The 13296-nt window shown below is 50.0% G+C and carries 14 protein-coding genes and 1 other annotated feature; of the genes, 13 read left to right on the top strand and 1 reads right to left on the bottom strand.

Features of this window, described 5'->3' with window-relative positions; translation table 11 throughout:
* Nucleotides 1-61: 61 nt before the first annotated feature.
* The 13 genes from E1757_RS16470 (at nucleotide 62) to E1757_RS16410 (ending at nucleotide 12311) form a co-directional block, all read left to right on the top strand.
* Nucleotides 62-766, top strand: coding sequence for a stalk domain-containing protein (locus E1757_RS16470; protein WP_165972153.1), 705 nt, complete (start codon nucleotides 62-64; stop codon nucleotides 764-766).
* Between the two features lie 750 nt (nucleotides 767-1516).
* Nucleotides 1517-2434: a sigma-E processing peptidase SpoIIGA gene (gene spoIIGA, locus E1757_RS16465; protein WP_133230012.1), complete on the top strand. Its 918-nt coding sequence runs from the start codon at nucleotides 1517-1519 to the stop codon at nucleotides 2432-2434.
* A 112-nt stretch (nucleotides 2435-2546) separates the two neighbouring features.
* Nucleotides 2547-3269 carry an RNA polymerase sporulation sigma factor SigE gene (sigE, locus tag E1757_RS16460; RefSeq protein ID WP_133230010.1) on the top strand — a complete coding sequence of 241 codons (723 nt, stop codon included), beginning with the start codon at nucleotides 2547-2549 and terminating at the stop codon, nucleotides 3267-3269.
* 172 nt (nucleotides 3270-3441) lie between these two features.
* Complete coding sequence (sigG, locus tag E1757_RS16455) at nucleotides 3442-4224, top strand: RNA polymerase sporulation sigma factor SigG (RefSeq protein ID WP_133230008.1); 783 nt, start codon at nucleotides 3442-3444, stop codon at nucleotides 4222-4224.
* 142 nt (nucleotides 4225-4366) lie between these two features.
* A complete protein-coding gene (locus tag E1757_RS16450) occupies nucleotides 4367-4666 on the top strand; it encodes a YlmC/YmxH family sporulation protein (protein WP_133230006.1) in 300 nt (99 codons plus the stop codon).
* Nucleotides 4667-4817: 151 nt separating this feature from the next.
* A complete protein-coding gene (pgeF, locus tag E1757_RS16445; protein WP_133230004.1) occupies nucleotides 4818-5681 on the top strand; it encodes a peptidoglycan editing factor PgeF in 864 nt (287 codons plus the stop codon).
* 14 nt (nucleotides 5682-5695) lie between these two features.
* Complete coding sequence (locus E1757_RS16440) at nucleotides 5696-6379, top strand: YggS family pyridoxal phosphate-dependent enzyme (protein ID WP_133230002.1); 684 nt, start codon at nucleotides 5696-5698, stop codon at nucleotides 6377-6379.
* Nucleotides 6380-6426: 47 nt separating this feature from the next.
* Nucleotides 6427-6849, top strand: a complete 423-nt coding sequence (locus tag E1757_RS16435) for a cell division protein SepF (protein WP_133230000.1) — start codon at nucleotides 6427-6429, stop codon at nucleotides 6847-6849.
* 21 nt (nucleotides 6850-6870) lie between these two features.
* Nucleotides 6871-7152 carry a YggT family protein gene (locus E1757_RS16430; RefSeq protein WP_425464846.1) on the top strand — a complete coding sequence of 94 codons (282 nt, stop codon included), beginning with the start codon at nucleotides 6871-6873 and terminating at the stop codon, nucleotides 7150-7152.
* Between the two features lie 9 nt (nucleotides 7153-7161).
* Nucleotides 7162-7944, top strand: coding sequence for a YlmH family RNA-binding protein (locus E1757_RS16425; protein WP_133229998.1), 783 nt, complete (start codon nucleotides 7162-7164; stop codon nucleotides 7942-7944).
* 126 nt (nucleotides 7945-8070) lie between these two features.
* Nucleotides 8071-8550, top strand: coding sequence for a DivIVA domain-containing protein (locus E1757_RS16420; protein ID WP_133229996.1), 480 nt, complete (start codon nucleotides 8071-8073; stop codon nucleotides 8548-8550).
* 131 nt (nucleotides 8551-8681) lie between these two features.
* Nucleotides 8682-8932, top strand: a binding site (T-box leader).
* Between the two features lie 212 nt (nucleotides 8933-9144).
* Nucleotides 9145-11919, top strand: coding sequence for an isoleucine--tRNA ligase (gene ileS / locus E1757_RS16415; RefSeq protein WP_133229994.1), 2775 nt, complete (start codon nucleotides 9145-9147; stop codon nucleotides 11917-11919).
* 38 nt (nucleotides 11920-11957) lie between these two features.
* A complete protein-coding gene (locus tag E1757_RS16410; protein WP_133229992.1) occupies nucleotides 11958-12311 on the top strand; it encodes a DUF5665 domain-containing protein in 354 nt (117 codons plus the stop codon).
* Here the strand turns inward: E1757_RS16410 and E1757_RS16405 are convergent.
* Complete coding sequence (locus E1757_RS16405) at nucleotides 12308-13060, bottom strand: TraR/DksA C4-type zinc finger protein (RefSeq protein WP_133229990.1); 753 nt, start codon at nucleotides 13058-13060, stop codon at nucleotides 12308-12310. The genes E1757_RS16410 and E1757_RS16405 overlap by 4 nt on opposite strands.
* Between the last annotated feature and the right edge of the window lie 236 nt (nucleotides 13061-13296).

Genomic DNA, 13296 nt, shown 5'->3' with positions numbered 1-13296 from the left:
AGCCGGCAAGGGGATTTTTCATTAGAATGTATGAACGATATTATGAAAGGAGCATATTCATTTGGACAAAAAATACTCTATAGGTTTTCTGCTAACTGCAATTATTTCTTTATCGCTTGTTTTAGGGGTATATGCAGAAACGGATATAAAGCTACTTGTAAATAACAAAGAAGTTAATACCCCCATTGAGATCATTGATGGAAAAAGCTATATACCTTTACATGCAGTATCGGAGTATTTGGGTGCACAAGTGAATTGGAATGAAGCTGCCCGTACAATCAACGTAAGCAATTCCATTTCTAACAAGATTCATGTAAGTGAAGGTATTCAAACTGATGATGGAGGAAGTTATTTTCCAGTGGATGTACAGATTAACAGCGGTCCGATGATTATCAAAATATCGAAGATTACATTATCACCGAACTTCATATACGGCAAGAATAAGGAGGCATTGAAAGCTCTGATTTTAACTGTGGAAATAGAAAACACATCTGGTGATGAGGTTATTTGGAACTTAATTCATGGACAGATCGTTTTGAATACGAGGGAGCACATACCAACGGGTTCATCTTTTCTTTCCGATCAGGTAGACGGACAATTTTCCGGTAAACAAAAGAAACAAGGTAACATTGTTTTTGAATTGAAAGGCGCAATGGACAACATAACGAGCTTCACCTACATTATCGATAGTCCGCTTGGATTTCAAACCGACTATCCAGTTAGTTTAGGAATGGATGAGGCAATTCATTTTGTTTTGAGGAAATAATATTAATCGAGCCCCGATGATCCCGCTCTTTTCTCATCCGTGTGAGTGGAGGCGGTCGACGGAGTGGAATGGGGTGTGCCGGAGAGTTTACGTGTCTCCTTTGAAGCAGTGTTCCCTCCGCCATGTTCAATCAAGGAACACCGCTTCAACAGAGACCGCAGGCACACTTCATCCCGCAGGCGGCAGCAAACCCGCTCTACGCTATCCGCTACTCGCCTGCCCATAGATCGCTTCCAGCATTTTATCCCATTATTACTTCAGGGAGGGGGGCCGATGGAGTTGGTTGTTGAGGCTTGTTCATTGAGGGATCAAGCCTCGACGATCCAAATGTTTTCTACCTCCCTCACCCGTGTGAGTGGAGGCGGTCGACGGAGGGAATGGGGTGTGCCGGAGAGTTTACGTGTCTCCTTTGAAGCGGTGTTCCCTCCGCCATGTTCAATCAAGGAACACCGCTTCAACAGAGACCGCAGGCACACTTCATCCCGCAGGCGACCGTGCACCCACACAATCGTACCCACACAATCACCCGCATACAATCGCCCGCATACAATCGCCCGACCGCCTGCCCATAGACCGCCTCCACACACACGCCTTCCCTCGACAAAAATAGTTACATCCAATCGGCAAGTTTAGACAGACTTTGGAATATGATTACTATATACTTGTCTCATTCGCGTTTAACCCAGCAGTCCCGAGAGGCATGTGAAGCCATGTCTGCACGATGCGAAACTCTTAGGAGGTAATAGGGAAATGATTGTTTACATCGATATCATTTTCCTCGTCAATGTGCTGATCGATGGGGCGCTGCTATGGACAACGGCCAAAAGCCGGAAGCTGAGCTTTCGTTGGTGGAGACTTGCCGCTTCGGCATGCTTGGGCGGTGGCTATGTCGTGTTTATGTTTTTTCCGCCGCTATCGTTTTTGTTTACATTCGCTGTAAAGTTTCTCCTCTCGCTGCTCATGCTGCTAACAGCGTTCGGGTTTGGCGGACTCACGTTTTTTTTAAGAAATATCGGCGCCTTTTATGTAGTTAATTTTGCTGCGGCAGGTACGGTGCTGGGGGTCCATTACTTTTGGATGTCGTCAAGCGATGTGATGAACGGCATATTATTTACACGGTCCGGAGGCGTGGAGCATAAGCTCCAGCTCGGCCTGCTGTTTCTTCTGGCGATGCTGCTGGCTGCTGTCTGGTTGTACCGTACCGTTCACCAGGCTGCCAAACGGAAAGAGGAGCTGGCCTCATTCATGGCCAAGGTGGATGTACATATCGATGAGTTTGCTTCAAGCTGCACAGGTCTGATCGACACCGGCAACCAGCTTTACGACCCGTTGACGAAGACGCCGGTCATGGTCATGGAATTGTCGCAATGGAACGGAAAGTTTCCGGACGCTTGGAAGCAGAAAATTGAAAGCTCGGAAGTCGAACAAATACTAATGGCAATAGGGACAGAGGAGTTTGAATGGCAGGATCGTCTCAGGCTCGTCCCGTATCGGGGGGTTAACCGATCTACACAGTTTATGTTGGCGATCAAGCCGGATCGCGTCGTCATTACAATGGGCGATAAGCAGTATGAGACCTTGAAAGTGCTGATCGGATTGGATGGCGGCAAGCTGAGCAGCGACAATGCGTACCAGGCGATCATTCACCCGAACTTGCTGAACCTGTAGAACAACGTTGCATGCGATCAGGCATCCATGACAACAGCAAGAGAATTCAAACCGCAGTTCATGCTTACGGAGTAAGCAGCAGCTGCGTAAAACTCTAAGGAGGAACACAACTATGCTCGTGAAGTGGAAGCTGATTCTGCAAATCTATTATTTCCGTCTTTTGCTGTTGTTGGGACTGAAGGGGGAGGAAATCTACTATATCGGCGGAAGTGAAGCGCTGCCGCCTCCGCTCTCCCGCGAAGAGGAAGAATATTTGCTGGAAAAGCTGCCGTCAGGGGATGCCGCAATCCGGGCTATGCTCATTGAAAGAAATTTGCGGTTGGTTGTTTACATAGCGCGTAAATTCGAAAATACCGGAATTAACATCGAGGACCTTGTTTCGATCGGTGCGATCGGATTGATCAAAGCGGTCAACACTTTCGATCCCGAGAAAAAAATCAAGCTGGCGACCTACGCGTCGCGCTGCATCGAAAATGAAATTTTGATGTATCTCCGCCGCAACAGCAAGATTCGCACGGAGGTTTCGTTTGATGAGCCGTTGAACATTGACTGGGACGGAAACGAGCTGCTGTTGTCCGATGTGCTGGGGACGGAGAACGATACGATATACCGCAACATCGAGGAGCAGGTCGACCGGAAGCTGCTGCATAAAGCGTTGGATAAGCTGTCCGAACGCGAGCGGACGATCATGGAGCTCAGGTTTGGGCTGCAGGACGGGGAAGAGAAGACGCAGAAGGACGTAGCCGATATGCTGGGCATTTCCCAATCCTATATCTCCAGACTGGAAAAGCGCATTATTAAAAGACTTCGCAAGGAATTCAACAAAATGGTTTAAACTGGAAAAAACAATTTTCGAATCAAATTGTAAGCGAATCCGCGCTTGCTCCGATTGACTTTGAGCGATATTTGGCATCTCCAAACCGGTATCTGGGGCCGCAGCCATGCGCATAAAAATGAGTTCCAAGGAGATAATTAACAGTAATGTTTCTCTTTGGGAGGTAATCACAGTGACCCGAAACAAAGTCGAGATTTGTGGTGTGGATACTTCAAAGCTTCCTGTTCTGACCAACGCGGAAATGCGTGAATTATTCGTTCAGCTGCAAACCAACAATGAGCGGTCGGCAAGAGAGAAATTGGTAAATGGCAACCTGAGGCTGGTTCTGAGCGTCATTCAACGCTTTAACAACCGAGGCGAGTTTGTGGACGACCTGTTTCAGGTAGGATGTATTGGACTGATGAAGGCGATAGATAATTTTGATTTAAGCCAAAATGTGAAGTTCTCCACGTATGCCGTACCTATGATCATCGGCGAAATCCGCCGCTATTTGCGGGACAATAATCCGATTCGGGTATCCCGCTCACTGAGGGACATTGCCTATAAGGCGCTGCAGGTTCGCGACAGCTTGACCAATCAAAATTCGCGCGAGCCGACGATTTATGAAATTTCCGAAGCGCTCAATGTGCCGAAAGAAGATGTCGTATTTGCTTTGGATGCCATTCAGGACCCGGTTTCGTTGTTCGAACCGATCTATCATGATGGTGGAGATCCGATTTATGTGATGGATCAAATCAGCGATGACCGCAACAAGGACATTTCCTGGATCGAAGGAATAGCTCTTCGCGAGGCGATGCGCAAGCTGAACGACCGGGAGAAAATGATTTTATCGATGCGCTTTTTTGACGGCAAAACCCAGATGGAAGTCGCGGACGAAATCGGCATATCGCAAGCGCAGGTGTCGCGGCTGGAAAAATCGGCCATCTCGCAAATGCAAAAGCATGTCAAAAACTGACGACCCGACATACAAGACCATTCCGCTGCTTGAAGCGATAGGTCTTTTTTTCATGCGTAGGGACATTTTGCCCAAGTCGCACATACATATAATAGTAGCAGTTCGGATCACAATCCAAACGGGAATACGTGGTGGTTGCAACGTGAAAATATCGGATTTTCAAACCAAGGACGTAATCAATATCGTGGATGGAAAAAAGCTCGGTCAAGTGAGCGATCTGGAGCTGGATCTTCGGAACGGCCGGATTGAATCGATTGTCGTCCCGAACGGCAGCCGTTTTTTCGGGATGTTCGGCGGCTCGACGGATGTGGTTATTCCTTGGCGGAATATCGTAAAAATCGGGATGGACGTTGTGCTGGTCAAAATTGACGATGTCCGCAGTTTCCGCCAGCAGGAGGAAATCGACCCGTCAAGCGAGTACAATCGACAGTTTCGCGGTTAATCCGTTTAACGAAAGCCGGGGCTACAGCGCACAGACGATGGCAGGCCGCCTATAGCGGTCTTTGCATCGTTGTGTGCTGTTTGCCGTTGTATCGTGTATACTGATAGAGAACGAGTAGGAGCGGGTAATGCTTAGAGGGGAGCGAACACATGTGGAACCGTTTGTATGGCAGGAAGAGCGCAACGGCTGCGGACTGTTTTTCATAAAGGGATGGATGGAGAAAGATTCCGGTATAACGGCCGGCTTCACGTCGCGCCACGGAGGGATAAGCGGACAGCCGTTCGGCAGCTTGAACTGCGGCCTGCACGTGCAGGACATTCCGGGTCATGTGATCGGCAACCGGGAGCTGTTGGCTCATGCGCTCCATACGCAGCTGCGCGACTGCACGTATGCGGAGCAGGTGCACGGCAAAGAGGTAGAGGTCGTTACGGAGGCGCATGTAGGCGCCGGCATTTATTCGCGGGAAAGCGCAATTCAGGCGAAGGATGCATTCGTAACGAACAAGATGGGAATATTTATTCATGCACTGTTTGCCGATTGTGTGCCGCTGTTTTTCTATGATCCGGCTCACAGAGCGGTCGGCTTGGCTCATGCCGGCTGGAGAGGGACGGTGCTTCAGATTGCCAGGGAGACGATTGAAACGATGCGGCGGCAATTCGGCTCGCGGCCGGAGCAGCTGCTCGCGGCCATCGGACCGTCGATTCAAGGATGCTGTTACGAGGTCGATGAGAAAGTAATTTCCAAAGTCCGCGAGGTGCTGAATGAGTTGGGGGCGGATCGGTCCTCGAATTCGGCAAACGGCGGCGGCTCGGTTTACACGGACATAGGCAACGGCAAATTTAAGTTAAGCTTGCAACATTTAAACCGACAAATTATGATAAAAGCAGGAATTATGCAAGCACATATCGAAATAAGTAGTTTATGCACCAGCTGTCGTACCGACCTGTTTTTCTCGCATCGCAAGGAAGGCGGAAGGACCGGCAGAATGGCTGCTTGGATCGGGTTGTATGAATAGAGGTGACGGGCATTTTGCTGCTAACGCATAATATACAGCATGTTGAGGACAAAGTATCGGAGGCGTGTGTTCGGGCCGGCCGCAGCCGCAGTGAAGTACAGGTCATTGCGGTCACCAAATATGTGTCGTTGGAAACGACAGGACAGGTGCTGCAGCAAGGGCTGCGCCATATCGGCGAAAATCGCTGGCAGGATGCCCAGGCGAAATGGGAAGCGTTCAAGGATCGGGGCACTTGGCATTTTATCGGTCATTTACAGACGAATAAGGTTAAGGACGTTATCGGGAAATTCGCCTATATCCATTCCCTGGACCGGCTTTCGCTGGCTGCAGAAATTGAGAAAAAAGCAGCTGCTCTGAATATTCAAGCCGAATGCTTCGTACAGGTCAACATTTCGGGCGAGGAGAGCAAATACGGCATGCGGCCGGAAGAGGTGCCCGCTTTTATGGAAACACTTCGGACGTTCAGTCATCTCCGGATCGTCGGATTAATGACGATGGCGCCATACGAGGCCGAACCGGAATCGACAAGGCCGGTGTTCCGCGGGCTTCGCCAGCTTCGGGACGAGCTGAACCGCAATCCGCTCCTGGGATACGAGATACCGCATTTGTCGATGGGCATGTCCAACGATTTCGAAGTGGCGATTGAAGAGGGAGCGACCTGGGTACGATTGGGATCCATTTTAGTCGGCAAAGAGTAACGCTACGATACCGGTTTCGCTGAAGCGAAATTTAAGGAGGAGATTACATGGGAATGATGAATAAGTTCATGAATTTCATAGGTATCCAAGAGGAAGAAGAAGTGATTGAGCGTGAACGGGTCGTGGACCAATCGGAGGAGCATGAAACCAATCCGGCCGAGCTGCGTAAAAACAAGGGAAACATCGTAAGCATCCATTCGCAAAAAAATGTGAGGGTGGTGCTGAATGAGCCGAAGTCTTACGAGGATACGCAGGAAATTGCCGACCATCTGCGTTCGCGCAGACCGGTTGTCGTGAATCTGCATTTGGTCCGTTCGGATCAGGCAACCAGGATCGTTGACTTTTTAAGCGGTACCGTGTATGCGCTCAACGGCTCCATTTCCAAAATCGGCCCCAACATTTTTCTGTGTACGCCGGATACGGTTGAAATTCATGGGGCCATCTCGGAAATAATAAATCACGAGGGATAGACTACCACACATGAGATCGAGGTGAATAGCTTGGTTTTAGGCACGATTTACGGTTATATCAATACGCTCATCGAAATTTATACATACATGCTGATTGCATACGTGCTGTTGTCTTGGCTTCCAAGCGCCCGGGACAGCTTCATCGGCGAAATATTAGGCAAGCTGTGCGAGCCGTATTTGTCCATATTCCGCCGGTTTATCCCGCCTATTGGCGGCATGATCGACATTTCTCCGATCGTAGCGTTGATTGCGCTTCGTTTTATCGGAGAAGGCATTCGTGCGGTGTTGGCTTTTTTTGTATAGGTGAGCACGTTGAGTACGGACAATATTTACAGCCACTTTCACCCCGATGAGCACCGGTTTGTCGATAAGGCGACCGAGTGGGTGGAGCGTGCGGAACAGCATGCGACCAAGCTGACCGATTTTTTGGATCCGCGCCAAGCATTTATTTTAACAACGTTGGTCAACCGGAGTGCGGATGTGCATATCCGCTGGGAAGGCGGTCATGACGAGGCCGAGCGTAAACGCGCCTTAATTGCGCCCGATTACCGCAGCTTGGACGATGAGGATATGGGAATCGCGCTGATCGCGGTGACATCATTGGACGATAAGCTGAAGGAGCTCGATCATGGCGATTACATGGGGTCCATTCTGGCGTTAGGTATGAAGAGGGAAAAGATCGGCGATATTCACGTAACGCCCAACGGCTGTCATTTTCTGGTTGCATCGGAAGTCGCCGATTATATGAGGCTGAATTTGCAGCAGGTGCATCGTGTTCATGTCCAGACCGAACAGCTGCCTATAGAACGATTGCAGGTTGCGGCGACGAAGCTGGAGGAGATTAACCTGTCGGTCGCTTCGCTCCGTTTGGACGGCATTGCGAGCGATGTGTATCATTTGAGCCGCGCCAAAATTTTAATTCCGATCAAGGCCGGACGCTGCAAAGTAAATTGGAAGCAGGAAGAAGACCCGAGCAAGCCGCTCAGCGTCGGCGATGTCGTTTCTATGCAGAGCTTCGGTCGGTTTAAAGTTCTGGATATTGAAGGGCTTACAAAAAAAGGAAGATATCGTGTGAAAATCGGCAAATATGCGTAGCTGCCGATTTTTTTTGTTATGCAATGCAGGAAATTGGAAGGAACTGTCGAAGTATAGCAATACGCGATGAGAGCGCTAATTATTGAACTTAATCGATTGGTTTTATCATATTCAGGAGGTGCAGCAATGCCTTTAACACCGTTGGATATACATAATAAAGAATTTGGCCGTTCGTTCAGGGGCTATGACGAGGACCAGGTTAACGAGTTTTTGGATTTGGTCATCAAGGACTACGAGGCGCTGATCCGGGAAAATAAAGATTTGCAAAACCAATTGGCAGCCATTCAGGAGCGCCTTGATCATTTTGCCAATATTGAGGAGACATTAAGCAAAACTATCATCGTCGCGCAGGAGGCGGCTGATGAGGTTAAAAACAATTCGAAGAAGGAAGCGCAGTTGATTATAAAGGAAGCGGAGAAAAATGCGGATCGTATCATCAACGAATCTTTAACGAAATCGCGCAAAATTGCCGTGGAGATCGAAGAGCTGAAAAAGCAGGCGTCCATTTACCGCACCCGGTTCCGTACGCTGCTGGAGGCTCAGCTGGAGCTGCTCAGCAAAGAAGACTGGAGCTCGTTGGAGCGGATGGAAATCGAGCAGACTTAATCGGCCTTGTCGAATACGGGCTTTGCCGGTTAGTTGACGCAGGTCTTCATTTTCGCTATACTCCTGTATAAGTGAGTCGACCGGTCCGGCAGGGCATGGAACATGGCTGCACATCAATTCAAGTAATCATATGGAAAGCGATGACTGGGACGAGTAATTTACGTACGCAGTGTCAGCGAGTCGGGGATCGGTGGAAGCCCGGCCATTGCAGTAAATGAAAATCACCCATGAGCGTCTCTTGAATAGCAGTAAAGAAGATCGGCTGATCCCGTTATCGATCGATGAGCGAAGGCTATACGTCCGGCCCCGATGCGCGTTTGCATCCGGCCTGCCGGTTTGTTGCCTTAATCAGGGTGGTACCGCGAGACTTCTCGTCCCTTTGGGGATGGGAAGTTTTTCTTGTTGCTAAGGAAATTATGCGCAGCCGTTTCTGTGGATAACCTGGGGCTCCCCCAAAAGCAAGGTCAAGAGCAGCTAGCCTCTTGAAGAAACCCGGTGGATACGGGTTAGCGGAATTCGCTTCAGGGCTTCTAATCAATTTTGGGGGGGCTTTGTTGTTTCCGGGTAATGAATATTTGAGGAGATGAACCGAAGATGGATTATGGAAAAACATTGAATCTGCTGCAAACGGAATTTCCGATGCGAGGCAACCTGCCTCAGGCTGAGCCGAAGCTGCAGCAGCATTGGGATGAAATCGATATTTATGCGAAAGTGCAGGAAAGCCGCAAGGGCAAGCCCAAATTTATATTGCATGACGGGCCTCCTTATGCGAACGGCGATATTCATATCGGCCATGCGTTGAACAAGGTGCTGAAGGACATTATCGTCCGGTTTAAAACGATGCAAGGCTACGACGCTCCTTACGTACCGGGCTGGGATACGCACGGGCTGCCGATCGAGCAAGCTATAGCGAACAGCGGCAAAGTCGACCGCAAAAAGATGAGCGTACACGAATTCCGCAAATATTGCGAGGAGTATGCGCTCCAATGGGTCGAGAAGCAAAAGTCGCAGTTCAAGCGGTTGGCCATTCGCGGCGATTGGAACCATCCTTATATTACGCTGCAGCCGAAATATGAGGCGCAGCAAATTCGCGTGTTCGGCGCGATGGTCAATAAAGGGTATATTTATAAAGGCTTGAAGCCGGTCTATTGGTCCCCGTCGTCGGAGAGCGCGCTTGCAGAAGCGGAAATCGAATATAAGGATAAAACCTCTTCGTCCATCTATGTCGCTTTTCCGGTAAAAGACGGCAAAGGCAAGCTGCCGGACGATGCGTCGATCATCATCTGGACGACGACGCCTTGGACATTGCCGGCCAACCTCGGCATCAGCGTCCATCCGGAATTCGATTATGCCGTTGTGCAAACGGATGGCCGCAAATATGTCGTTGCGCAAGGGCTGCTGGACAGTGTCAAGAACGAAATCGGCTGGACCGATGTCCAGGTATTGTCGCAAGTGAAAGGCAGCGAGCTGGAGCACATCTTGTGCAAGCATCCGTTCTACGATCGTACCTCGCTGGTCATGACGGGCGAGCATGTCACATTGGATGCGGGAACCGGCTGCGTGCATACAGCTCCCGGGCATGGCGAGGACGACTTTGCCATCGGTCAAAAATATGAGCTGGGCGTGCTGTGCCCGGTTGATGACCAGGGTCATTTTACAGCGGAAGCGCCCGGCTTTGAAGGCGTCTTTTATGAAAAAGGCAATAAAATGATCATCGACATGCTTCAGGAATCGGGCCATTTGCTTCAGGTAAGCACGATTCAGCATCAATACCCGCATGACTGGCGGACGAAGAAGCCGGTTATATACCGGGCAACCGAGCAATGGTTCGCTTCCGTAGACAAGTTCCGTCAGGAAATGCTGGAAGAAATTAAAAGGATCGACTGGACGCCGAACTGGGGCGAGGTACGTCTGCACAATATGATCGCCGACCGCGGCGACTGGTGTATTTCCCGTCAGCGCGTGTGGGGCGTGCCGATTCCGATTGTCTACTGCCGCAGCTGCAACGAGCCGCTCGTTAATAATGAAACGATCGAGCATGTGGCGCAAATTTTTGAAAAAGAAGGCTCGAACGCCTGGTTCCAAAAAGACGAGAGCGAGCTGCTGCCTAAGAATGCGATATGCGCCAAGTGCGGGCATACGCATTTCCGCAAAGAAACCGACATTATGGATGTTTGGTTCGATTCGGGATCCAGCCATGTGGCTGTTTTGGAAACCCGCGACGAGCTGCAGTGGCCGGCCGATCTGTATTTGGAAGGCTCCGACCAGTACCGCGGCTGGTTCAACTCCTCGCTCATTACAGGCGTGGCCGCTAAAGGCCAGGCGCCGTATAAAGGTATTTTAAGCCATGGCTTTACGCTTGACGGCGAAGGACGTAAGATGTCCAAATCGCTCGGCAACACGATCGATCCGAACAAAGTGTGCGATAAGCTGGGAGCCGACATTTTAAGGCTGTGGGTGTCGTCCGTGGATTACCAGCAGGATCATCGGATTTCCGATAACATTTTGACGCAAACAACCGAGGTTTACCGGAAAATCCGCAATACGCTCCGCTTCCTGCTGGGTAATTTGTACGATTTTAATCCGGCGGCAGACCGCGTCGCATATGACAGCATGGATGAACTGAACCGTTTTGCGCTTGTGCGGTTGAACCGGATGACGGATCGGGTACTGAAGGCATACGACGCTTATGAGTTCCATGTCGTGTACCAGGCTGTCCATCATTATTGTGCGGTGGAGCTGAGCTCGTTTTATTTGGATATATTGAAAGACCGGTTATATGCCGACGCTGCGAACGATCCGGCGCGGAAGGCAGCCCAAACCGTATTATATGACGCTCTCACGGCAATAACTAAATTGATTGCTCCAGTACTGCCGCATACGGCCGATGAGGTGTGGAAGTATATTCCGGGCGTTGAGCCGGACAGCGTGCAGCTGAGTGAATTGCCGGCGGTCGACAGCTCCTTGTTCAATGATCAGGCCGAACGGAAATGGGAACAATTTATCGATGTGCGCGACGAAGTGTTAAAAGCATTGGAGCAAGCGCGTAAAGATAAAATGATCGGAAACTCGCTTGGCGCCGCGGTTCATTTGTATCCGGATGCCGAAACTGCGGAGCTGCTGCAGAGCTTCCCGGCCTTGGATCAGCTATTCATCGTTTCGGCGGTTCAGATTCATGCGCCGGGCGCCGCTGTTCCAGCCGAAGCATCGCAACATAAAGGCATCGCTATACAGGTTGCGATTGCGGAAGGCGAGAAATGCGAACGCTGCTGGATCGTCACTCCCGAGGTTGGACATGACCATGAGCATCCGACCTTGTGCAAACGTTGTGCCGGTGTAATTAAGCTCGGAACCGCAGCGACATCATAATGGAAATTCCGGCGTAAGATTCCGTATCTTAAGCCGGAATGCATTCATTGAACGGGTGGAGGGATAGCGTGAAGGAGCAAAAGGACTTGACGGATGACCGGAAGCTGTTGAACAGCATTCACGAGCAAATAACCAAGATGGCTGTTGAGATGGAAAGAACGCAGATTGCCGATTACGTCCAGCTGCTGAACCGGCCAAGAAGATTGATTTGGGTCAATCTGTTGACAGGGCTGTCCAGAGGCGTGGGCATCGCGATCGGATTTACGATTTTTGCGACGACGATTTTATATTTTTTAAAAGCGCTTGGAGCGTTGAATCTGCCCATTATCGGCGATTATATTGCGGACATTGTAAGGCATGTGCAATACCAGCTCGAAGGCAGAACGTATTAGATGTAGTCGGATTCTGCATCGGGGTCGGGCTCAAGCAGACCTTCCCCCTCGCCGTTGTGCATATATTCCCGGTACGCGCGGTTGCGTACGACGGTTACATGCTGACCGTACATGTCGGTAGCCAAAAAGCTTTCAAACGGTTCGACATATCCGACCTGCTCGTCCGCCTCGATTTCCATATCGTTATAGTTGTCCGAGACGTTGGGATTTTCGGCCATCGCAGGCGTATTGGATGTGCCCCAGCTCTCGACAATTTGCCAGGCATCCTCGCCGTCGAATTGATTTTGCTCGGGCAGCTCATCCAGGCTGGTCCGGCCGAACGGAGGAGCCATGAGCTGTTCTTCGACAGGCCTGCGATCGGATGAATGCGGGTCGGGCACATGCTCTTTGCAGTACAGCGTTGTAGGCACGGCTTGCAGCCGCTCGTAAGGAATCGGGGCTCCGCATGTATCGCACAAGCCGTAGCCGCCCTTTTCGATACGCTGCAAAGCAACCGTAACGTCGGTAAGATGACGTTCCCGGTTTTCATTCAGGGCGATATCTTTGCTGCGCTCGAACATTTCCGTAGCGAGATCGGCAGGATGGTTATCGTAGGCGGACAATTCCCCGGTCTGTGTTCGTAAAGATTCATTGAGTCCGAACCGGTCGTTAGCTTCCAGCTGCTCCTCCAGCCATTGCTTTTCACTTTGCAAAACGGCTTGCAATTGTTGAAGCTGCTCTGAATTTAATGAATTTGGCTGATTCGTCATGGGAGGCCTCCTTATATAGATCGCATTGCTCCTATTTTTTACGAAAGCTTTGTTTTTTAGCTAGGAAAATCCTTGTATCGGGGAAAAAGGATGCTTACGAAGAAAGTTTTGCTCATGCGAAACAAAGCGTATGCTTACGAAGTCAGTTTTGCTAAAGCAAAACTAAGCGAATGCTTACGAAGAAAGTTTTGCTTATGCAAAACAAAGTGTATGCTTACGAAGTCAGTTTTGCTAAA

Origin of the sequence: Paenibacillus piri (assembly GCF_004354045.1) — a bacterium.
GTDB classification, from domain to species: domain Bacteria; phylum Bacillota; class Bacilli; order Paenibacillales; family NBRC-103111; genus Paenibacillus_S; species Paenibacillus_S piri.
The sequence above is the reverse complement of the archived record's forward strand: the minus strand, read 5'-3'. Positions and strand labels throughout refer to the sequence as shown.